The organism is Dactylosporangium thailandense (assembly GCF_059739745.1).
The window spans coordinates 10,543,732-10,564,522 of the sequence record NZ_AP029195.1 but is presented as its reverse complement, the minus strand read 5'-3'; the positions used below and the strand labels follow the sequence as shown (position 1 = coordinate 10,564,522).

Here is a 20,791-nt window from a genome sequence, read left to right as displayed (position 1 = left end):
GCTACAGCAGCACGAGGTCGTCGCGGTGGACGACCTCGCGCTCGTACGCCGGTCCCAGCTCCGCCGCCAGGTCCCCCGTCGAGCGCCCCAGCAGCGGCGGCAGCTCGGTCGCGTCGTAGTTCACCAGCCCGCGAGCCACGGGAATCCCCCCGCCGTCCACGAGGTCGACCGGATCACCCGCGGCGAACCGCCCGTCCACGGCGGTGATCCCGGCCGGCAGCAGGGACGCGTGCCCGCCCACGACCGCGCGCACGGCCCCCGCGTCGAGATGCAGCCGCCCCCGGGGGCTGGTCGCGTGCGCGAGCCAGAACAGCCGGGCCTGCGGCCGCTCCCGCTGCCGGTGGAACAGCGTCCCGACGGCCTGCCCGGTGAGCACGGCGGAGGCCTGCGGCGCCGACGCCAGCACGACGGGGATGCCGCTCGTGGTGGCGATCCGCGCGGCCTCGACCTTGGTGACCATCCCGCCCGTGCCGACGCCGGCCTTGCCCGGCCGGCGGACGTCCACGCCGTCCAGGTCGGCGAACGTGCGCACGTCCGTGATGGCCGCGGACGTGGGCAGCCGTGGGTCACCCGTGTACAGGCCGTCCACGTCGGACAGTAGGACGAGCAGATCGGCGTGGACCAGCGCGGCGACGAGCGCCGCGAGCCGGTCGTTGTCGCCGAAGCGGATCTCCTGGGTCGCGACCGTGTCGTTCTCGTTCACGATCGGGATCGCCTTCAGGTCCAGCAGGCGCCGCAAGGTGCGGTAGGCATTGCGGTAGTGGGCCCGGCGCGTCACGTCGTCGACGGTCAGCAGGACCTGCCCGACCACGCGCCCGTGCCGGGCGAAGGCGTCGTTGTACGCCCGCATGAGCAGCCCCTGCCCCACGCTGGCCGCGGCCTGCTGGGTCGCCAGGTCGCGCGGTCGCCGGGGGAGCCCCAGCGGGGCCAGCCCGGCCGCGATGGCGCCCGACGAGACGAGCACGACCTCGGCCGGAGTCGTGGCCAGCGCCTCGACCAGCGCGTCGACCCGCGCCTCGTCGAGCCCTCCGGCCGCGGTGGTCAACGACGACGACCCGACCTTGACGACGATCCGCCGAGCCTCGGTGACCTGTTCACGCACGCCGCTAATCTTGCCGCGTGCGTCCCGCCACGGCGCGGTAGGTTCCCATATCGTGGCGGACGAGGAGTACACCGAGCTGGTCCTGTCGCTCGTGGAGCGCATCCCGCCGGGGCGCGTCATGTCGTACGGCGCGATCGCCGAATACCTCGGCCAGGGCGGACCGCGCCAGGTCGGGAGCGTGATGTCCCACTACGGCGGCCCGGTGCCCTGGCACCGCGTCGTGGCCGCGAACGGCCGGCTGGTGCCCGGCCACGAGCAGGAGGCGCTGCGCCGGCACCGCAGCGAGGGCACACCGCTGCGCGGGGACAAGGTGGACATGCGCCGTGCCCCGTGGTGGCCCGACTCCGGCTGAGCCGCTCAGCGCTCAGGCCGCGCGGGCGGCGCCGTGGGCCGTGACCGCGGTCAGGCCGCCGTCCACCGCCAGGGTGGCACCGTGGATGTGTGCGGCCTCGTCCGAGGCCAGGAACACCGCGGCCGACGCGATCTCCGCCGGGCTGGACAGCCGCCGGCTCGGGACGGTGGCGACGATGCGCTCGAGGTGCGGCCGAATCGGCGTGGACCACTCCACATCCGTGGGGCCGGGGGCGATGGTGTTCACCCGGATGCCGTGCGGGCCGAACTCCGCCGCCCACGCGGCCGTGAGGGCGTGCAGGGCCGCCTTGCTCGCGCTGTAGAGGGCGCTGCCGGGCATGCCCGTGAGCGCGTTGATCGAGCCGATGTTCACGATCGCGCCCGAGCCGCGGGCCCGCATCTTCGGCACGAGGGCGGCGGTGAGCAGGTAGGGCGCCTTGACGTTCGTGGCCAGGGCCGCGTCCACCACGTCCTCGGGCGTGTCGGTGGTCGAGCGGCCGCCGACCAGGTAGGCGGCGTTGTTCACCAGGATGTCCACGTCGCCGGCCCGGGCCGCGAACTCCTCGATCGCCTCCCGGCCGGCGGCGAGGTCGACGGGCAGGAAGCGCGCGCGGCCGCCGATCGCCGCGGCCACCTCGGCGCCGAGGTCGGCCCGGCGGCCGCTGACGATGACATCGGCGCCCTCGGCCGCGAAACGCTCGGCGATCGCGCGGCCGATGCCGCTCGTCGAGCCGGTGATGAGGGCGGTGCGGTGGGCGAGTCGGCTCATGGCGTACAACTCCTGAATGGACTAGACGGTCCAGCCAATCTAGCAGCGTCTGGACCGATCGGTCCACAAGGCTAGGATGTGCTTGTGAGCACGTCGCTGACGCGGAAGGGGGCCGCGACCCGGGAGCGCATCGTGGCCGGCGCGGCGGCGCTCCTGCGCGAGCGCGGGGTCGACGAGGTGTCGCTCGACGACGTCCGGGCCGCGACCGCCACGAGCAAGAGCCAGCTCTTCCACTACTTCCCGGACGGGCGCGCCGGACTCCTGCTGGCCGTCGCGCAGCATGAGGCTTCGGCGGTACTGCGCGACCAGGAGCCCCACCTCACCTCCCTCGGCCCTCCGGAGTCCTGGGCGGCCTGGCGGGACGCGGTGATCGAGCGCTACGAGGCGCAGGGCACGCGGTGCCCCTTGGCGGCCCTGACGCGCCAGCTGGCCCCGACGAACCCCGAGGTGCGGCCGATCGTGTCGGACCTGCTCGAAACCTGGCGAACGCGACTCACCGAGGGCGCCCGCCGGGCCGGCGTCCCCGACCCGGAGCGGTCGGGGCTGGTCATCCTAGCGGCGGTCCAGGGTGGTGTCGGCATCCTGCTGGCGACCGGGGACTCGACGGCGCTGCGAGTGGCCCTGGACGCGGCCCTGGCCGAGGTCAGCAACGCAAAAGGGCCCGTCGATGACGGGCCCTTCAGACTTGCCGGTGGCGGGTAGAGGATTCGAACCTCTGTAGCTTTCGCGACGGATTTGCAGTCCGCTCCCCCGTCAGCGGAGGGCGCGGATGGCCTGCAGCGTGGTGTGGACGTTGAACTGGTCCCCGTCGTCGCTGGTCCAGGCGCCGTCGCTGCGCTGGGTCTCCAGCAGCCGCTTGCGCGCCGCGCCCAGCAGCCAGTCCTCCGTCGACAGCCCGATGCGCCGCAGCGACGAGAACAACCAGGCCGTGTCCGCGGCCGTCATGGTCGGGACGCGGTCGGCCAGAGCGACCTGGATCTGCGCCGACTCGTAGAACCAGCCGAGGTGGTACAGCACCGCGCACCCCAGCCAGCCGGTGACGAGGAACGAGGGCCAGGAGCCGTCGGGGCGCAGCGAGGCGCGGAAGGCCTCCGCGGCGCGGGCGATCCGGGCGGCGTGCTCGTCCTCGTCGCCGGGGGCGGGGCCGCCGATGACCAGCCAGTACGCGGAGCTGCAGGTGAGGAACAGGCGGGCCTCGTCGTCGCCCGGCTGGGCCCACGGAGGAGCGACGCCGGCCAGGGACTCGTCCTCTTCCCACATGCCGTCCGGGCGCTGGCTGTGCGCCAGCCAGGACAGGGCACGGCGGGCCGCGGGGCGGTTGATCGCGCCGAGGTCGTCGAGCTCGGCCAGGCGGAAGCAGGTGGCGTCGATCGAGGCCACGTGGGCGCCGAAGTACGCGGGCCAGCCGCCCGTCGACGCCTGGCCGGTCTCGGCCCGGTCCAGGACGTCCGCCGTCGGGGGCTGGCCGGTGCGCAGCCAGGCGAGGCGGGCTCGGTCCACGGCGTCGCCGTGGGCGACTACGTAGCCGATCGCGGCGTCAAGGTCCACCATGGCCGTAGGCTACCGCCCGCCCGGCTCGCCTTACACGGGTGAGCCGGGCGGGGAACATCACGACCTGGAGAACTAGTAGATCGGTAGCGACGGGTCGACGGTCTTCACCCAGGAGACCACCCCACCCTGCACGTGGACGGCGTCCTTGAAGCCCGCGGCCTTCACCGCGGCCAGGGCCTCGGCGGAGCGGACGCCGCTCTTGCAGTACAGGACGATCTGCTTGTCCTGAGGGAGGTCGGACAGGGCGTTGCCGTTGAGGATCTCGCCCTTGGGGACGAGCCGGGCGCCGGGGACTCGGACGATCTCCCACTCGGCCGGCTCACGCACGTCGATGAGGTCCATCGGCTTGCCGGAGTCCTGCCACTCCTTGAGCTCCGTCGCGGTGATCGTGGAGCCGAGGGTCGCGGCCTGGGCCTCGTCCGACACGGCGCCGCAGAAGTCGTCGTAGTCGATGAGGCCGGTCACGGTCGGGTTCTCGCCGCAGATCGCGCAGTTCGGGTCCTTGCGCAGCTTGATCTTGCGGTACGACATCTCGAGGGCGTCGTAGACCATCAGGCGGCCCAGCAGCGTGTCGCCGACGCCGGTGAGGAGCTTGATGGCCTCGGTCACCTGGATCGCGCCGATCGAGGCGCACAGGACGCCGAGGACGCCGCCCTCGGCGCACGACGGGACCATCCCGGGCGGGGGCGGCTCCGGGTAGAGGCAGCGGTAGCAGGGGCCGTGCTCGGCCCAGAAGACCGACGCCTGGCCGTCGAAGCGGTAGATCGAGCCCCACACGTAGGGCTTGCCGAGCAGCACCGCGGCGTCGTTGACCATGTACCGCGTCGCGAAGTTGTCGGTGCCGTCGATGATGAGGTCGTACTGCGCGAAGATCTCCATCACGTTGTCGTTGCTGAGCGCCTCGTTGTGCAGCACGACGTTGACGTACGGATTGATCTCCAGCACCGAGTCCCGCGCCGACTCGGCCTTGGGGCGGCCGATGTCGGACTGGCCGTGGATGATCTGGCGCTGCAGGTTCGACTCGTCGACCGTGTCGAACTCGACGATGCCGAGCGTGCCGACCCCGGCCGCCGCGAGGTACATGAGCGCCGGCGAGCCCAGGCCGCCCGCGCCCACACAGAGCACCTTCGCGTTCTTGAGTCGTTTCTGCCCGGCCACCCCGACGTCGGGAATGATCAGATGGCGTGAGTAGCGGCGGACCTCGTCCACCGACAGGTCGGTGGCGGGCTCGACCAGAGGAGGCAGCGACATGGTTCTCATTCTGCCCCGCGAGACCGCCGAACCCGAGTGAGCTACGGCACTTCAGGCCCTGTGTACAGCTGACCGTCCACGAAGGGCCACGAGTTGGCGACGCAGCCCTTGAGGCCGTACGTCTGCTGCATCATGACCGGCGCGGGCCTCCCGGCGGCCGGGCACGCCTCGTGCCCGTGGCCGAGCTCGTGCCCGGTCTCGTGGTTGACGACGTAGGTCCGGTAGTCCTCGACCGGCGCGCCGTAGTCCGGGATGGCCGTGTTCCAGCGGGCCAGGTTGATGATGACCTTGCCGGTGATGCGGCAGGAGCTGTACCCGTCCGTGTGCAGCCCCGCCGTGCCGCACATCGCCTCGGACGTGACCGGCGTGGCGAGGAACACGGTGAAGTCGGCGGCGCCCTCGCCCTTGACGCGCTGCAGCCGCAGCTGGCCGGTCGCGGTCCAGCCGCGCGGGTCGGCAAAGGTCTTCTCGACGGCCGCGGCGAAGTCGTCGGCCTTCAGCTCGGCGCCGTTCTCGACGGCGACGCGGTACTTCTTCACCGCCCCGCCCGCCCCCACCACGGCCCCGTCGGTCGTCGCGTAGGAGAAGGTGCCGTCGCCCTTGGCCGCGCCGGCCTCGGGCGGCGGGCTGGCCGGCTGCGAGGGCGGCGCCATCATCGGCGCCTCGTGACGCGAGGCCGTCTTCGGCGCGGGCTCGGGATCGTCGGCGAAGAACAACTGCCGGGTCAGGCCGAGCGCGGCGAGCACGCCGGCCCCGGCCATCAGCCCGGCGATCAGGTACCGCCGCCGGCGGGCCTCCATCCGGCGGCGATGGCGATGGGCGCGCACGACCTCGCGGGCGGCCGTCGGGTCGCTCGGCAGGGGAACCGGCTCCCGCCGGCGGTCAGAGAACAGCCGGCTCACCATCGATGCTCAGCTTGCCATGCGCACCCGGGTCACGCGCGCGCGGACCGCCTCCTGCACCCGTTCCGCAACCGGGTTCGCGACCTCGTCGACGAGGCCGAAAACAGCCCGGGCGACGGTGCGTGGAACTTCCATCTGGGCGACGTGCCCGACGCCCTCGAGCATCATCAGCCGGCTGTCCGGGATGAGCTGGGCCACCTGCGGAGCCGTGCGGATGTCCACCAGCTTGTCCTGGCGCCCGGCGATGACCAGGGTGGGCGCGGTGATCCTCGCGGCCGCGCGCCAGATGGATCCCTCTCCCGGCAGGTACGCCCGCAGGAAGCTGCTCACCAGGCCGCGCAGGCTGCCGACGTACGCCTCGGCGTACCACGGCACCTGATGGCGCAGGCGAGCCTCCTCGATGGCCTCCAGGCGGCGCTGCTCCGGATAGCGGGTCGGGTCGGCGTAGCAGGAGTCGATGACCATGTCCGCCAGCGCCTCGGGCTCCATGGACGCCATGTGGCGCGCGGCGAGCCGGGCCGCGTTGGGCAGCAGGAGCAGCGGCACCACGCGGCCCTGCAGGGAGCGGCGCGGGTCGAGGAACGGCATCGCCGGGGAGATCAGCGTGAGCGAGCGCACGAGTTCGGGGCGGCGCGCGGCGGCCTTGACGATGGCGGCGCCGCCCATCGAGTTGCCGAACAGGTGGACCGGGCCGCGGTCGCTGTGCTCGATCCAGCGGATGACGTGGTCCGCCATCGCGTCGAGGGTGTAGCTGCGGGCGCGGCCGCTGTACCCGAATCCGGGAAGGTCGATCGCCTGGCCGTCGAGCGCGGGGCCGTCCTCGCGGGCGGCCAGGATGCCGGCCAGGTCGGTCCAGTTGGTCGAGGAGCCGCCGAGGCCGTGCACGTAGACGGCGGGCTCCGCGGTCGCGCTCAGCGCCGGGGTGTCGCGGACATACGCCACCGATCCGTCGAGCTCGACCTCTCGTCCCGGCCACCGCTCCGGCAACCGCGCGGGTGACGGGACCGTGAACTCCGGGACAAGAGTGGCTCGCTTCATGACCCAAGTGTGCCCCGCATTCCCGGCCTACGGCAGCAGAGCCTCCAAACGCCGGTTCACGGCGGCCAATGTCGCGCGCACGACCGCCTGGCGGGAGTCGCCGTCCGCCGACACCACCGCCGAGCCCGTGAGCTGCTCCACAAAGCCGTCGTACATCAGCAGCAGCACGACGACCGCCACCTCGCACCCGCCGAGCGCGACGACCGCGGCGTGCTCGATGTAACAGCGCGCGCGGACGGAGGCGTCGGTGTCGATCAGCAACTGGTCGACGGCGGAGGCGGCGGCCAGGGCGGCCAGCTTCAGCATGTAGCCGTCGAAGTTCGGGCCGCTCGCCACGCCGACGGCCGGCTGGTTGTCGGCGGTCAGGCGCACCTCGACGGTCGCGTCGATGCCCTGCGTGTTGACGTCCACCGACTCGATGACGACCCGCGGCGAGACGATCGCGCCCGGGTTCGGCAGGAGCGCGGGCGCCTTCTTCTCGGCGCTCTCGACGGTCGCGGCGGGCTTGCGCCCCCCGCTGCTCACCGGCCGGCGACGGCGGGCCTCGCGGCCGTAGCCCGGCAGAGCGCTGTGTGGCGAGTTGCGCGCGACGGTCGCCGGCGGCCGTGGGGTGGGCACCGGCGCGGAGACGGGCGCCTCGGAGGCGAACGCGACCGGCTCCGGCATGCCGTCGGGCAGCAGCGGGTTCTGCTCGGCCGACAGGCCCATCGTGTCGTTGAGCATGCGCGCGACGATCCGGCTGACCTGCCCGGCATCGGCCTCGTCGGCGAGCTCCAGGCGCAGGGTGTGCAGGCCGTCGGCGTTCTTGCGCAGGCTGGCCCGGGACACGCCGGTGACCGTCTGCACGGCCCGCAGGACGCTCTGCACGTCGAAGCCGTCGGGGCGGGCGTCCGGGTCGCCGGGCTCGCCGTCCTCGTCCTCGCGCAGGTAGTTGGTGATCCGCGTGAGCTCGGGCGCGCCGACCGCGGCGGTCGGCGGCTCCCCGGCCGGCACCGGCGGGACGTCGGGCTCGGAGGGCACCCGCTGGGGCAGCTCCAGCGGCTCGTAGGCCGGCTGACGCATGTCGTCGGCGAACGTCGGCATCACCGGCTCGGCGGGCGCCATCGTGGTGGCCGAGCCGAGCAGGACGGGCGGCAGCGGCCCGACGAGCGGATCGTCCTCCGGGACGCGCTGGGTGGGCACCTGCTGGGGCTGAACGGGGGCCGGCGGCGGCGCCGACTCGGCCGGGGCGGGCGGGTGCTGGCTCGGGGCGGCCCAGTCGAACTCGGGCTGGGCGGGCTCGGGGGCCCAGTGGCGCTGCTCCTGGGGCTGATACTGCCCACCCTGGTAGCCCCAGTGGTCGTGGACCTGCGCCTGCGCCTGCTGCTCCGCGACGCGATCGAGCGCGGACTGCGGCTGCTCGTAGGTGGCGTTGTCGTAGGCCTGGGTCTCGTAGGCCTTGGTCTCGTAGGCCGCGGGCAGCTCACGGCTCGGCCGCTCGTACTCGTAGGGCTGCTGGCCGTAGGACGGCTGGGCGGAGATCGGTCGGCGCACCTCACCCGTGTGCTCCGTTGACAGGGCTCCGTAAACCGTGCCGGGCGCGGGCGGCGGCGGAACGCTCTTGGTCTCGCCGGTCGGGCTCGAGGTCGGCCAGCCCTGCCCGTCGGGGCCGTAGTGCCCGTAGTGCAGCGTCGAGGTGGGCGGCTGGACCGGCGGCGGGGCGGAGACCGGCGGGCTCATCGGGGCCAGCATGTCGGAATACGGACTGCGCACCTCGGCCCGGCCGCGCGGACCGGCGCCGTTGACCCCATTGGCCCCATTGGTGCCGTTTGCGCCATTCGTGCCGTGCCCATTCGGCGAGCCGTTCGCGCCATTGACGTTGACGCCGTTCGACCCGAGGCCATGACCGCCGTTGATGCCGGAAATGTTGAACGCGCCCGTCACCTGGGCCCGCCCGGCGATCGCGCCGGTGGCCGGCTCGCGCCACGCCGAGACGATCGCCTCGAGCGCGTCGTCGGTCGGCGTCTGGCCGTTGACCTGCCCGTTCGGGTATGCGGCACGATCACGACCCAGGCCCGGACTCGGGCCAAGGCTGCCACCAGGGTATGCACCGCCCGCGTCCGGGCTACCGGCTTGCCCCGTTTCGTCCACCGCACGCTCCTCCGTCGCCCCTAGGTGAGGCTACCGTGTGGGTTGAAAGGGGGTAAGTTGCAATCTCGACCCAAATCCGGATGGTGAACATGACCTCGGCGATGAGCGGCACGCAGTCGGCCGGTCGGCCCGTGCGGCTGCCCCGGTCGGCCCGGCGAAAGCAACTGCTCGCCGCGGCACAGCAGGTGTTCGTGGCCCAGGGATACCACGCCGCGGCGATGGACGACATCGCGGAGCGAGCGGGCGTTTCGAAGCCGGTCTTGTATCAACATTTCCCGGGCAAGTTGGAGCTGTACCTCGCCCTGCTCGACACCCACTGCGACGCGATGGTCTCGCGGGTGCGCTCGGCGATGGAGGCGACCACGGACAACAAGGACCGCGTGCGGGGCGCGATCCAGGCGTATTTCGACTTCATCGACCACGAGAGTGAAGCCTTTCGGCTGGTCTTCGAGTCCGACCTGCGCAACGACCCCGCCGTGCGCGAGCGCGTGGACCGCGTCGAGACCGGCTGCATCGCGGCCATCACCGACACGATCATGTCCGACACCGGAGTGAGCCGCGCCCGCGCCGAGCTCCTCGCGTCGGGGCTGGTCGGCGCGGCCGAGATCGCGGCGCGCTTCTGGCTGGCCGGCGGCCGCCAGGTGGAGAAGGCCGAGGCGGAGACCCTGCTGACCACATTGTCGTGGCGCGGCATCGCGAGCTTCCCCTTGCACGGCGAACACGCCTGATCGCGTTAATCTTCAACCACACTGGGTGCGCGGGCCTGAGCACGGTCGCGCCCGATCAAGGAGGAAGACGTGGAGGTCAAGATCGGCGTGCAGTACGCGCCTCGGGAGCTGGTGCTGGAAAGCACGCAGTCGCCGGCCGAGGTCGAGTCTGCAGTCACCGACGCGATCAACGGTGGCGATAAAGGTGTTCTGTCCCTGGTCGACGACAAGGGCCGCCGGGTGATCGTGCCTGTCGGCAAGCTGGCCTACGTGGAGATCGCCGAGTCGTCGCCGCGGCCGGTCGGGTTCTCGGCTGCGCGCTGAGAACCGGCGCTGAACGTTAGAGGGCTCCCGGGTTCGGGGGCCCTTTTTCGTTTGCCTTGGTTGGGCGAAATGTCGGGCGCTCCGCGCCGCGACATTTCGGACTTATACCCCGACGACCGACATATCGAGCCAACCGCCGGCTAGTTGTTCAGCCCCACGGCGCTCATGCGCGCGGTGTGAGCCGAGGTCAGGCGCTTCAGCAGGGCCGGAACATCGGTGCCGTGCACAGCCAGCAGCGTCCCGAGCGACGGCCGCTCGGCGGCCACCCGCAGCGACTGGGAGATCGCCTCACCGACCAGGCGGCGGGCCCACATCGAGAGGCGATTGGCCACCTTCGGGTCGATCGCGATCGCGGCCCGCAGCTCGTCGGCGGCGAAGTCGGCGTGGCGCGAGTCGTGCAGGACGTCGAGGATGAGGTCGCGGTCGGGGTCCTCGAGCACGGCGGCGACCTCGCGGGTGAAGTCGTCCGCGATGCCGTCGCCGACGTAGGCCTTGGTCAGGCCCTCGAGCCAGTCCTTGGGCTCGGTCTGCTCGTGGTAGTCCGACAGCGCGCGGACGTAGGGGGCCATCGCCGCCTCGGGGTCGGTGCCCAGCTCGGCGAGGCGGTCGGCCAGACGGCGGTAGTTGACGATCTCACGGGCCGCCATCTCGCTGAGCACGGCGCGACGGTGCAGGTCGGGGGCCAGGCGGGCGTCGGCGGCCATGCGGTCGAAGGCGACCAGCTCGCCGTACGCGAGCATGCCCAGCAGATCGACGACCGCCTCGGCCGCGGGGCCGGTTGCTTCGCCGGACCGGACGGCCGGGGTGACATCGGACACGTCGGCACAGTACCGCGCCGAAACGTCTGACGGGCGGCACGCAGTGTTGTGAGCGGATCCGTCATGGTGTCGGTACAATGGCGGAAATAGGCCCGGGCGGACCCTAGCCCAGGCAGACCGGCGCTTGTAGCCCGCGACCGCAGTCAAACGGTCGCGTGTGGCCCGCGCCCCACACAGATCGAGCGCACCCGGCAGTTCAGGGGCGCTCCCGCGAGAGAGACACCCCGAGCACAACATGACGATCGACAACACTGAGGCCGCCGAGACGGTGGCCCCCCGCGCGCCTGTGCGCGCCGACTCACCATCATTCGCCGACCTGGGCGCGCGGCCCGAGACCGTGGCCGCGCTCGAGGCGGTCGGCATCACCCGCGCCTTCGCGATCCAGGAATACGCCGTGCCCATCGCTTTGCGGGGCACCGACCTGATCGGGCAGGCGCCGACCGGCACCGGCAAGACCCTCGGGTTCGGCGTACCGCTGCTGGACCGCGTCACCGCCCCCGGCGAGGGCGCCGACGGGCTGCCCCAGGCGCTCGTCGTCGTGCCGACCCGCGAGCTGGGGCTCCAGGTCGCCCGCGACATCGCGGCGGCCGGCAAGACCCGCGGCGTGCGGGTGTTGCCGCTGTACGGCGGGGTGGCCTACGAGCCGCAGGTCGAGGCGCTGCGCAACGGCGTCGAGATCGTGGTCGGCACCCCCGGCCGCCTGCTCGACCTGGCCAAGGGCAAGCACCTGCGCCTGCACGCCGTGCGCGCGCTGGTGCTCGACGAGGCCGACCGCATGCTCGACCTCGGCTTCCTCGACGACGTCGAGCGCATCCTGACGCTGCTGCCGGAGGAGCGCCAGACGATGCTCTTCTCGGCCACGATGCCCGACCCGATCGTGACTCTGGCGCGGCGGTTCCTGCGCCAGCCGATGACGATCCACGCGCACCACGACGCGAACACCGGCCCGTCGCCGCTGACGAAGCAGTTCGTCTACCGCACGCACCCGCTCAACAAGATCGAGATCGTGGCACGGGTGCTGCAGGCGACCGACCGCGGGCTCACAATGATCTTCTGCCGCACCAAGCGGGCCGCCGACCGTGTCGCCGAGGACCTGGACTTCCGCGGCTTCGCGGCCGCGGCCGTGCACGGCGACCTGGGGCAGGGCGCCCGCGAACGGGCCCTGCGCGCGTTCCGGGCCGGCAAGATCGACGTCCTGGTCGCGACCGACGTGGCCGCCCGCGGCCTGGACGTCTCGGGCGTCACGCACGTGATCAACTACGACTGCCCGGAAGACCCGGACACGTACACCCACCGCATCGGCCGCACCGGCCGGGCCGGCGCGACCGGCGTCGCGGTGACGTTCGTGGACTGGGAGGACATGCCCCGCTGGCGGATCATCGACAAGAGCCTGGGCATGGAGCTGCCGGAGCCGCCGGAGACCTACCACACCTCGGCGCACCTGCTCAGCGACATCGGCATCCCCGAGGGCACCACCGGCTCCCTGCCGACGGCCGACCGCAAGCGGGCGGGCCTGTCGGCGGAGAAGCTGGAGGACATCGAGGGCAAGCCGCGCGGACGGGCCGCGCGGACGGGCCGCGGACGTTCGCGGTCGTCCGCTCCGGCCGCCACGGCCACCGAGACCGCCGACCCGACCGAGCCGCGCCGTCCGCGCCGCCGCCGGCGCCGGGGCGAGGTGGACGCGGCCGAGCACGCCGAGTCGTCGGCCGCGGTGGCCTCCGCCACCGCGACTGAGGACGGTTCGGCCGTGGCCGTGACCTCGGACGAGGGCGGAGCCGGGCGCGCTCGGCGCCGCCGGCGCCGGGGCGGTCGCGGGCGAGGCGGAAGCGGCGAGGGCGACAGCGCCGCGGAGTAGGAAAAGACGATCAAGAGGGCGGGTCCGTATGGGCCCGCCCTTTTGCATGGCTCGGGTCCGCGTCAGCGGCGAACCGCTGCTCCCGCCAGGAATCCCGGCCTTCGCGGTGGCAAGAGCCGGGCCGGCGCGCTCGTCGCCGACCTCCCCCGAACAGCGAGTCACTCGGCCCCGGCCACCCGACGCGCCGCCGTGAAGGATCGCGCGGCAGACATCGTCACAGCTCGCGTCGCCAGACTCCCCCTGAACACCGAGTCACTCAGGCACCGTCGCGGCCCGCGTCAGGGCGGGGTCCGCTCCGGATCGCGGCCCGCGTCGGGGCGAAAAGCCGTCCGGCGGAGTCCGCCCCGAGACCGTGGCCCGCGTCGGGGGGCGGCGTGGCCGTGCCCGGACCGCGCTCGGGAAACAGCGAACTGACGGCCAGCGGCCCCGCACGGCCCGGGTCGGACGGCGCTCGCGAAGCAGCGAAGCGGCGGGCCACCGTGGCCACGATCGGCACCCCGCCCGCGAAGCAGCGAAGCGAGGCCCACAGCCGAACGGCGCCCGCGAACCAGCGAACCGGCGGGCCGCATCGGGCGAAAAGCCGTCCCGCGGAGTCCGCCCCGAGACCGTGGCCCGCGACGGGGGCCAGCGTGGCGGTGCCTGGACCGCGCTCGGGAAACAGCGAACTGACGGCCCAGCGGCCCCGCACGACCCCGGGCCGGACGGCGCACGCGAAGCAGTGAACCGGCAGGTCGGCGTGGCCCCGCGGGGCTGTGGCCGGGCCGTGGTCGTGCGGTGGCGAACCGGCGCGGGGCGGCCGCGGCCTTGCGGGGGCTCAGCCGGGGCTGGACGCGACGTCGTGTTGGTGTGCGGAGGGTCAGGCGGTCAGGGCCAGGGCGAACGGCAGCACCGACCGGGCGCCGGCCAGGCGTAGGGAGCGCGTGGCCAGGGCCATGGTCCAGCCGCTGTCGACCAGGTCGTCGACCAGGAGGATTGGGCCGTCCGTTGCGCGCACCGCCTCGGCCAGCTGGGGCGGGATGTCGAAGACGCCGTGCAGGGCTCGCACGCGTTGGGCGCTGTTCGTCCGCGAGGCCGTGTCCGAGGACAGGGCGGCGGGGATGGTGCCGAGCAGGGGGAGGCGGCCGACCTCGGCGATTCGGGCGCCCAGGGACGAGACGAGGGCGGGGGCGTGCTGGGAGCCGAGCACCACGACGCCGGCCGGGCGTTGTTCCCACCTCGCGTCGCCCTTGGCCCACTCGGCGAGGGTGGCCACGACGCCGTTGAAGAGCTCGTCCGGCAGCGGGGCGTCGGGGCCGTTCAGGACGGTCCGCAGGCGTTCGCCCCAGCCGAGGTCGCTCAGGCGGCCGATCGCGCGGCCCGGCAGCGACTGCTCGGCGGGCGGGATCTTGCCGCTGAGCGGCACGCCCACGGCCGGCAGGCCCGTCGGCCACAGCTTGCGCGGCGCGATCTCGACGCCGACTCGGCCGAGGTGGGCCCGGGCGGCCTCCAGGGCCTCGGGGGAGACCGTCGTCGCATACCACGGGCCCGCGCACGTGTCGCACCGCCCGCACGGCGCGGCCTCCGGGTCGTCGAGCTGCCGGCGCAGGAACTCCAGGCGGCACGTCGTCAGCGCCGCGTATTGCCGCATCGCCTCCTGCTCCGCCTCCCGCGCCGCGGCGATGCGGGCATAGCGCTCGGTGTCGTGCCGCCAGGGCGCGCCCGTCGCCTCCCAGCCGCCGCCCCGCACGCGATGGACGGCGCCGTCGACGTCGAGGACCTTGAGCATCAGCTCGAGGCGGCCGCGGCGCAGCTCGACCCGCGGCTCCAGGGCCTGGATGGACAGCGGGCGCCCCGCGTCGGCGAGGACGTCGATGACCGCGCGGACCTGGTGCTCGGGCGGGAACGCGAGCGAGGCGAAGTATCGCCAGATGTCCCCGTCCTCCTTGCCGGGCAGCAGCAGCACGTCGGCCTTCTCGACGGCGCGACCGGCCCGGCCGACCTGCTGGTAATAGGCGATCGGCGACGAGGGCGCGCCCAGGTGCACCACGAACCCGAGATCCGGCTTGTCGAAGCCCATGCCGAGCGCCGAGGTGGCCACGAGCGCCTTGATGCGGTTGCCGAGCAGGTCGGCCTCGGCGTCGCGGCGGTCGGCGTCCTCGCTCTTGCCCGTGTAGGCGGCGACGTCGTAGCCCTGCGAGCGCAGGAACGCGGCCGTCTCGTGGGCCCCGGCGACGGTCAGCGTGTAGATGATCCCGGAGCCGGGCAGGTCGCGCAGGTGCTCGCCGAGCCAGGCGAGCCGGTGCGACGGGGAGGGCAGCGAGAGCGAGCCCATGCGCAGGGACTCGCGGTCGAGGGAGCCGCGCAGGACCAGCGCGTCGCCCAGCTGCTCGGCGACGTCCGCGGTGACGCGGGAGTTGGCGGTGGCCGTGGTCGCGAGCACCGGGGTGCCGGGGGCGAGGTCGAGCAGGAGCGTGCGCAGGCGCCGGTAGTCGGGGCGGAAGTCGTGGCCCCAGTCGGAGACGCAGTGCGCCTCGTCGACCACGAGCAGCCCGGCGGTCGCGGCCAGCTTGGGCAGCACGTCGTCGCGGAAGGCCGGGTTGTTGAGCCGCTCCGGGCTGACCAGCAGCACGTCGACCGAGCCGTCCGCGATCTCGGCGGTGATCGCGTCCCACTCCTCGAGGTTCGCGGAGTTGATGGTCCGGGCCGCGATCCCGGCCCGGGCGGCCGCGTCGACCTGGTTGCGCATCAGGGCCAGCAGCGGCGACACGATCACCGTGGGCCCGGCGCCGCGGGCCCGCAGCAGCGCGGTGGCCACGAAGTAGACGGCGGACTTGCCCCATCCGGTGCGCTGGACGCAGAGCACCCGGCGGTGCCCGGCGACCAGCGCCTCGATGGCTGTCCATTGATCTTCGCGCAGCTCAGCGCTGGGTCCGGCGAGCTTCTTGAGTGTTGCCGTGGCTTCCTGTCGCACGTTGCCGACGCTAGCCGAGGGGTCTGACAAAAACCGAGTCGATCACAGTGGCCGCCCGTACCCGACCACCGGAGCGTAGTCGATCAGTCGCATGGAGATACGTTCGCCGGCCCGGGGCGCCTCGATCACGCGCCCGTCGCCGATGTAGATCCCGACGTGGCTGACGTCCTTGTAGTAGAAGACCAGGTCACCGGGGCGCAGCTCGGCCCGCGTGATCGGCTTGACCGTCTGCTTCTGGCGGGCGGCGTTGTGCGGCAGTACGACTCCCGCCGTCTTCCACGCCGCCATCGTGAGCCCCGAGCAGTCGTAGCTGTTCGGCCCGTCGGCACCCCACTGGTAGACCTTGCCGAGCTGCGAGAACGCGAACTTGACCGCCTGCCCGGCCGCGTCGGCGGTGAAGACCGGCACGTACCCGTCGTGCAGCGCGCCCGACGGCGCCCTCGCCGTGCGCGAGCCCCCGAGCCGGCGCAGCTGCGCCTCGATCGCGGCCTTGCGCTGGCCCAGCTCGGCCGACTGCGCGCGCTGCCGTTGCTGCAGCGTCGTCAGCTCGGTGAGCTGCGCGTCGAGCTGGGCCTGGGCGTCCTTGAGCGCCTTGAGCGCACCCACGCGGCGGCGCGAGATCTGGTCCAGCATCGCGAGCTGGTCCATCCAGGCCTCGGGCGACTCCGCCGAGATCAGCACCGCGGTCGAGCCGACGGCACCGCTGCGGTACAGCGCGGCGGCCTGAGCGTCGGTCTCGCGCTGGGCGGCGTCGACCTGGGTGCGCAGCGGCCCCAGGCGCGAGTTCACCTGCTCCAGGCGTGCGTCGGTGGCTCGCAGGTCGTCGCGAACGGCGTTGTACCGTTCGATGACACCCTCGAGCTCCTGCCAGGCGTTGGCGAGCGACCGTTGCCGGTCCGCGGCGGGATCCGCGTTCCCGGTCCCGGGCGCCGCCAGGAGAATGAGTCCGGCAACGACCAGTGATGCGGCGCTGCGCAAGTTCTTGCGGCAAAACCCCACGTGTCACCAACGCCACAATTTGGACATAAGTGACGTAACTTCCCCCGGTAGGGTGGCGGGCATGATGCTCAAGGGACCGTTCGTGGCGGCCGGCCTGGTCGCGGCCCTGCTGCTGGGCTTCGGCATAGCCCGCGCGACCGCGCCGCAGTCGACGCCCGCGGCGACGTCCGACCCGACGACGATCCCGTCGCACTCGCACGGCGGCGCGGTCATCGGCGACCTGGGCGGCTTCTCCCTGAGCGCGGGCGGCTTCACGCTGATCCCGGCCGAGGCACCGACCTTCGCGGCGGGCGTCCAGCGGACCTTCGCCTTCAAGATCGTCGGCCAGGACGGGAAGCCGGTCACCAAGTTCGTCCCGAACCACGACAAGCTGCTGCACTTCATCGTGGCCCGGCACGACCTGTCGGGCTTCCAGCATCTGCACCCGGAGATGGCCGCCGACGGCACCTGGTCGGTCCCGCTGACGCTGCCCACGCCGGGCATCTGGCGCCTCTACGCCGACTTCGTGACCCTCGACCCGGCCGGCCAGCAGCTGCCGCTCACGCTGTCGACCGACGCGACGGTGCCCGGAAACTACACGCCGGCGCCGCTCCCCCCGGCCGCGCGCGAGGCCGACGCCGACACGTTCAAGGTCACCTACGAGGGCACGCCGCGGGCCAATGCCACCCAGCCGCTGACCTTCCGCGTCTTCGCCGGCGGGACGCCGGTGACGGACCTGGAGCGCTGGCTGGCCGCCTACGGCCACCTGGTCGTCATCCGCGAGGGCGACCTCGGATACCTGCACGTCCACCCCGACGACCAGCTCGTCGGCGGCGCGGTCAAGTTCTGGCTGTCCGCGCCGGGCCCGGGCCGATACCGCCTGTACTTCGAGTTCCAGAAGTCCGGCGCCGTCCACCGCGCGGAGTTCACGGTCGACGTGCGGTAAGAGCCAGAAGCAGATGGCTCGGGTCCGCGTCAGTAACTGACCGTCGCTCATTGGTAGAACTGGTGCTGCCCGGCTCTTGGTGGGGTTGGGTGGCACCTGGGCCGCTAGGTCACTGCCAACCGTTGCCGCCCCCGGTGTGAGGGCTTGCGGGAGTTTCTGCGGGGTTTGGCGGTCCGGGGCATCCCGACTGGCAACAGGGCTACTGCGCCGTGGAGAGCGCCCGTCAATGAGCGTCCGGCAGTGATGTCCCGAACCACCAGGTGCGCCTTCCACTGATCTGTGCAGCGGTTGGAGCGGTGTTGAGTGTGACAGGTGAGCGGTTCGCGGGTATCGACTGGGCTGAGGACTCCCACGCGATATGCGTGATCGACGGGGCTGGGGAGCCGGTCGAGCGGCTGGTCGTGGGCCATTCGAAGGCCGGGATCGGGAAAGCGGTGGCGGTCCTGGTCCGTCACGGGGTGGCCGGGGTCGGGATCGAACGGCCGGACGGGCCGCTGGTTGCGGGGTTGCTCGCGGCGGGCCTGGAGGTGTTCGTGGTGCCGCCGTCGCAGGTCAAGAGCTTGCGGGGCCGGTATGGGTCGGCGGGACACAAGGATGACCGGTTCGATGCCTATGTGCTGGCTGACACGGTGCGCACGGACCGGCGCCGGCTGACGCCGTTGCGGCCCGACACGGCCGCGACGACCAGCCTCCGCACGCTGGTGCGGGCCCGGGCGGACCTGGTCGGGCATCGGGTCGGCATGGTCAACCAGCTGCGGGCGCATCTGCTGAGCGTGCTGCCCGGGGCGGTCGGGTTGTTCTGTGAGCTGACCTCGCCGATCAGCCGGGCGTTCCTGACCGCGTTCGGCACCCAGGACGCGGTCGACGCGCTCACCCTGGACACGCTGACCGCCTGGCTGGCCGGGCAACGCTACCGCCGCATCAAACCCGGCGTTCTCCTCGCCCGGCTGCACGACGCCCCGGCCGGGGTGACCGGCCCCGCCGGGCAGGCCCTGGCCGGGGTCACCACCGCCTACCTCACCGCCGTGACCGCCCTGATCGACCAGATCACCGCACTCGAGGACCAGATCGCCGACGCCCTGGCCGCGCACCCGGACGGGCCGATCTTCACCTCACTGCCCCGGGCGGGGACGGTCCGCGCGGCACGGCTGCTCGCCGAGATCGGCGACGCCCGCGGGCGTTACCCAAACCCGGCAGCACTGGCCGGCCTGGCCGGCGTCACCCCATCAACCCGCCAATCCGGCAAGGTCACCATCATCGCGTTCCGGTGGGCTGTGAACAAACAACTCCGCGGCGCGGTCTGCGACTTCGCCGCCGACTCCCGCCACACCAACCCCTGGGCCGCCCACCTCTACCAGCAGGCACGAGCCCGCGGCCACCGCCACCCACACGCCGTCAGAATCCTCGCCCGCGCCTGGCTCGGCATCATCTGGAAATGCTGGACCACCAACACCCCCTACAACCCCGACCAGCACAACGCCCTGCAAAAAGTCCTCACCCAAACCCCTTGACCCCACAGGGCACTCCCGCCAGGAATCCCGACGTCCGTGGGGGGCAAGCACTTCGTACACATGTTCGTCCACAGCCTGTGGATAGAACATGTGTACGACGGTCGAGTGGGTGCGGGGTTAGTCGACCAGGCGCATGGCTACGGTGGGGGCGTCCAGGAGTACCGATGCCGGCTCCGAGCCGACCACGGTCTGCAGGCGGTGGTCGCCCACCACCAGTTCCACGCCGGTGTAGAGCTCGATCGAGTCCCAGCCGTCCAGCTGGTAGGACTTCTTGTAGATGCGCTCCGTCTCCTCCTTGATGTCGGGGGACGAGCGCTTCCAGATCACGGTGCCGTTCTCGCTGGTGTCGGTCACCTTCAGGTGGCCCGACTCCACCTCCAGTTTGACGTGCTCCTTGGCGATCCACGCCGCGGCCGCCTCGTGCAGCCAGGTCGCGACCGAGATGTCGTCGGGGTTCTTCGGGTCCTTGCCGACGCGCACCGGGTGATCCGTGGCCACCACGAAGCGGCGGCGGGCCAGGTCGTCCACGACCACGGCCACGGCGAACGCCGGTGGGCGCGGGCCGATGTCCTTCACGGGCTCGCCGTGGCGGGGGCAGGCGGGCATCCCGGCGCGCATTCTCGGGACCGGCTGGCCGATGCGGCGGGACTCGCCGAAGGCGGGGCACTCCGGCTCCTTGCAGCGCCACTCGCGGGCCATCAGCGACGCGCCGACGCCGCTGGGGTCGGCCCTGGTGAAGCGGCGGCGCACCACTCGGGTGCGGCCGAACCGCTGGGAGCCGCGGGCGGTGAAGGACTGCAGCCCGTCCGGGCGGCCGCCCTGCTGCTCCGCGGAAGTCGGAGCGGGAGTCGAAGCGGAAGTCGAAGCGGGAGTCGAAGCGGCGGGCGAAGCGGGAGTCGGATCAGTGGCGGGAGCCGGCTCGGCCATCTCCTTCTCCGTCGCGGGGTCGTCCGGGTCGGGCGGGACGATCGGCAGCGTCGCCTTGCCCACGACCACCAGGCGCTCCTTGCCGTCCTTCGGCGGCGTCGGCTCGCCGCCCGGCGTCAGCACCGCGCCGCCGGCCCGGGGGGTCAGGCGCAGCAGGCGCTCGGGACTGTCGGCGATCCACGGGAAGCGGGTCGCCTGCTGGGGCAGGTCGCGCACCACGATGAGCGGCAGACCGGTGAAGTCGGCGATCTCGGCGGGGCGGTCGGCCACCACCGGGGTGACCTCGATCAGGCCGTCGTCGGCCCAGCGACCCAGGACCATGCGCTCCTTCGACGTGAGCGCGGCCTCGGAGAGGACCTCGCGGCCGGCCACGGGGTAGAGCATCGCGCCGGCGTCGATCAGGTAGCGGCTCAGGGCGTCGACCACCATGCCGAGGCGCAGGAGATTGATGGGGCGGCCGCCGTCCAGCGCCACGAAACGGGCGACCTCCGCCAGGTCGACCACGGCCTGCGCCAAGGTCACGTCCGTGGTCAGCCGCTGCTCGATGGTGTCCATGACCCGGCTGATCTCGAACCGCACGGCGCCTCCTACCTTCGACCCCAACACCCTACGGCGAGGCGACCGCAAATCGATGGGACGCCACGAGGATCAGACTTGTGTACCAGTCAGGAAGGTTGCACG

Annotated in this window: 18 protein-coding genes and 1 tRNA gene; 7 read left to right on the top strand and 12 right to left on the bottom strand. The window is 72.6% G+C overall.

What is annotated here, in order from left to right; all coding sequences use genetic code 11:
• Nucleotide 1: 1 nt before the first annotated feature.
• On the bottom strand, nt 2–1,102 hold the full coding sequence (gene proB / locus AC6JBM_RS47150; RefSeq protein WP_497980152.1) for a glutamate 5-kinase: 1,101 nt from the start codon (nt 1,100–1,102) through the stop codon (nt 2–4).
• Between the two features lie 52 nt (nt 1,103–1,154).
• Here proB and AC6JBM_RS47145 point away from each other — a divergent pair, with 52 nt between their 5' ends.
• Nucleotides 1,155–1,454: an MGMT family protein gene (locus AC6JBM_RS47145; RefSeq protein WP_350619828.1), complete on the top strand. Its 300-nt coding sequence runs from the start codon at nt 1,155–1,157 to the stop codon at nt 1,452–1,454.
• Between the two features lie 12 nt (nt 1,455–1,466).
• Here AC6JBM_RS47145 and AC6JBM_RS47140 read toward each other — a convergent pair whose 3' ends face one another.
• Complete coding sequence (locus AC6JBM_RS47140) at nt 1,467–2,222, bottom strand: SDR family NAD(P)-dependent oxidoreductase (protein WP_497980151.1); 756 nt, start codon at nt 2,220–2,222, stop codon at nt 1,467–1,469.
• A gap of 84 nt (nt 2,223–2,306) precedes the next feature.
• Between AC6JBM_RS47140 and AC6JBM_RS47135 the strand changes: the two genes are divergently transcribed.
• Complete coding sequence (locus AC6JBM_RS47135) at nt 2,307–2,924, top strand: TetR/AcrR family transcriptional regulator (protein ID WP_497980150.1); 618 nt, start codon at nt 2,307–2,309, stop codon at nt 2,922–2,924.
• Here the strand turns inward: AC6JBM_RS47135 and AC6JBM_RS47130 are convergent.
• The 6 genes from AC6JBM_RS47130 to AC6JBM_RS47105 all read right to left on the bottom strand — a co-directional run bounded on the left by AC6JBM_RS47130 (nt 2,915) and on the right by AC6JBM_RS47105 (nt 9,094).
• Nucleotides 2,915–2,986 (bottom strand) — tRNA-Cys (locus AC6JBM_RS47130). The genes AC6JBM_RS47135 and AC6JBM_RS47130 overlap by 10 nt on opposite strands.
• The gene (locus AC6JBM_RS47125) at nt 2,976–3,773 is read right to left on the bottom strand and encodes a prenyltransferase/squalene oxidase repeat-containing protein (RefSeq protein WP_497980149.1); all 798 of its coding nucleotides are present in this window, start codon (nt 3,771–3,773) and stop codon (nt 2,976–2,978) included. The genes AC6JBM_RS47130 and AC6JBM_RS47125 overlap by 11 nt, the downstream gene beginning before the upstream one ends.
• Nucleotides 3,774–3,845: 72 nt before the next feature.
• Entirely contained in the window at nt 3,846–5,024 is a 1,179-nt protein-coding gene (gene moeZ / locus AC6JBM_RS47120) for an adenylyltransferase/sulfurtransferase MoeZ (RefSeq protein ID WP_497980148.1), read from the bottom strand.
• A 41-nt stretch (nt 5,025–5,065) separates the two neighbouring features.
• Entirely contained in the window at nt 5,066–5,929 is an 864-nt protein-coding gene (locus tag AC6JBM_RS47115; RefSeq protein WP_497980147.1) for a DUF3152 domain-containing protein, read from the bottom strand.
• Nucleotides 5,930–5,935: 6 nt separating this feature from the next.
• Complete coding sequence (locus AC6JBM_RS47110; RefSeq protein ID WP_497980146.1) at nt 5,936–6,964, bottom strand: alpha/beta fold hydrolase; 1,029 nt, start codon at nt 6,962–6,964, stop codon at nt 5,936–5,938.
• Nucleotides 6,965–6,991: 27 nt separating this feature from the next.
• A complete protein-coding gene (locus AC6JBM_RS47105) occupies nt 6,992–9,094 on the bottom strand; it encodes a hypothetical protein (RefSeq protein WP_497980145.1) in 2,103 nt (700 codons plus the stop codon).
• A gap of 89 nt (nt 9,095–9,183) precedes the next feature.
• Here AC6JBM_RS47105 and AC6JBM_RS47100 point away from each other — a divergent pair, with 89 nt between their 5' ends.
• Together AC6JBM_RS47100 and AC6JBM_RS47095 are read left to right on the top strand one after the other, a co-directional pair.
• A complete protein-coding gene (locus AC6JBM_RS47100; RefSeq protein ID WP_497980144.1) occupies nt 9,184–9,822 on the top strand; it encodes a TetR/AcrR family transcriptional regulator in 639 nt (212 codons plus the stop codon).
• Between the two features lie 69 nt (nt 9,823–9,891).
• On the top strand, nt 9,892–10,125 hold the full coding sequence (locus AC6JBM_RS47095; protein WP_350619790.1) for a DUF3107 domain-containing protein: 234 nt from the start codon (nt 9,892–9,894) through the stop codon (nt 10,123–10,125).
• Nucleotides 10,126–10,265: 140 nt separating this feature from the next.
• Here AC6JBM_RS47095 and AC6JBM_RS47090 read toward each other — a convergent pair whose 3' ends face one another.
• Nucleotides 10,266–10,943, bottom strand: a complete 678-nt coding sequence (locus AC6JBM_RS47090; protein ID WP_497980143.1) for a ferritin-like fold-containing protein — start codon at nt 10,941–10,943, stop codon at nt 10,266–10,268.
• A gap of 235 nt (nt 10,944–11,178) precedes the next feature.
• Here AC6JBM_RS47090 and AC6JBM_RS47085 point away from each other — a divergent pair, with 235 nt between their 5' ends.
• Nucleotides 11,179–12,798: a DEAD/DEAH box helicase gene (locus AC6JBM_RS47085; RefSeq protein ID WP_497980142.1), complete on the top strand. Its 1,620-nt coding sequence runs from the start codon at nt 11,179–11,181 to the stop codon at nt 12,796–12,798.
• A gap of 856 nt (nt 12,799–13,654) precedes the next feature.
• Here the strand turns inward: AC6JBM_RS47085 and AC6JBM_RS47080 are convergent.
• Together AC6JBM_RS47080 and AC6JBM_RS47075 are read right to left on the bottom strand one after the other, a co-directional pair.
• Nucleotides 13,655–15,748 (bottom strand): RecQ family ATP-dependent DNA helicase, encoded by a 2,094-nt coding sequence (locus AC6JBM_RS47080; protein ID WP_497980141.1) that lies wholly within the window; start codon nt 15,746–15,748, stop codon nt 13,655–13,657.
• A gap of 42 nt (nt 15,749–15,790) precedes the next feature.
• A complete protein-coding gene (locus tag AC6JBM_RS47075; protein ID WP_350619782.1) occupies nt 15,791–16,726 on the bottom strand; it encodes a C40 family peptidase in 936 nt (311 codons plus the stop codon).
• Between the two features lie 82 nt (nt 16,727–16,808).
• Here AC6JBM_RS47075 and AC6JBM_RS47070 point away from each other — a divergent pair, with 82 nt between their 5' ends.
• Together AC6JBM_RS47070 and AC6JBM_RS47065 are read left to right on the top strand one after the other, a co-directional pair.
• Nucleotides 16,809–17,672, top strand: coding sequence for a DUF8832 domain-containing protein (locus AC6JBM_RS47070; protein ID WP_497980140.1), 864 nt, complete (start codon nt 16,809–16,811; stop codon nt 17,670–17,672).
• A gap of 296 nt (nt 17,673–17,968) precedes the next feature.
• Complete coding sequence (locus tag AC6JBM_RS47065; protein ID WP_497979323.1) at nt 17,969–19,183, top strand: IS110 family RNA-guided transposase; 1,215 nt, start codon at nt 17,969–17,971, stop codon at nt 19,181–19,183.
• Nucleotides 19,184–19,300: 117 nt separating this feature from the next.
• On the opposite strand, the gene AC6JBM_RS47060 is transcribed toward AC6JBM_RS47065, so the two are convergent.
• Nucleotides 19,301–20,689: an FHA domain-containing protein gene (locus AC6JBM_RS47060; RefSeq protein WP_497980139.1), complete on the bottom strand. Its 1,389-nt coding sequence runs from the start codon at nt 20,687–20,689 to the stop codon at nt 19,301–19,303.
• Between the last annotated feature and the right edge of the window lie 102 nt (nt 20,690–20,791).

What these genes read in the sequence shown, in the direction of transcription:
- AC6JBM_RS47140 (WP_497980151.1), bottom strand. Translation starts at nt 2,222, where the DNA reads ATGAGCCGACTCGCCCACCGCACCGCCCTCATCACCGGCTCGACGAGC.
- AC6JBM_RS47125 (WP_497980149.1), bottom strand. Translation starts at nt 3,773, where the DNA reads ATGGTGGACCTTGACGCCGCGATCGGCTACGTAGTCGCCCACGGCGAC.
- moeZ (WP_497980148.1), bottom strand. Translation starts at nt 5,024, where the DNA reads ATGTCGCTGCCTCCTCTGGTCGAGCCCGCCACCGACCTGTCGGTGGAC.
- AC6JBM_RS47115 (WP_497980147.1), bottom strand. Translation starts at nt 5,929, where the DNA reads ATGGTGAGCCGGCTGTTCTCTGACCGCCGGCGGGAGCCGGTTCCCCTG.
- AC6JBM_RS47110 (WP_497980146.1), bottom strand. Translation starts at nt 6,964, where the DNA reads ATGAAGCGAGCCACTCTTGTCCCGGAGTTCACGGTCCCGTCACCCGCG.
- AC6JBM_RS47100 (WP_497980144.1), top strand. Translation starts at nt 9,184, where the DNA reads ATGACCTCGGCGATGAGCGGCACGCAGTCGGCCGGTCGGCCCGTGCGG.
- AC6JBM_RS47085 (WP_497980142.1), top strand. Translation starts at nt 11,179, where the DNA reads ATGACGATCGACAACACTGAGGCCGCCGAGACGGTGGCCCCCCGCGCG.
- AC6JBM_RS47070 (WP_497980140.1), top strand. Translation starts at nt 16,809, where the DNA reads ATGATGCTCAAGGGACCGTTCGTGGCGGCCGGCCTGGTCGCGGCCCTG.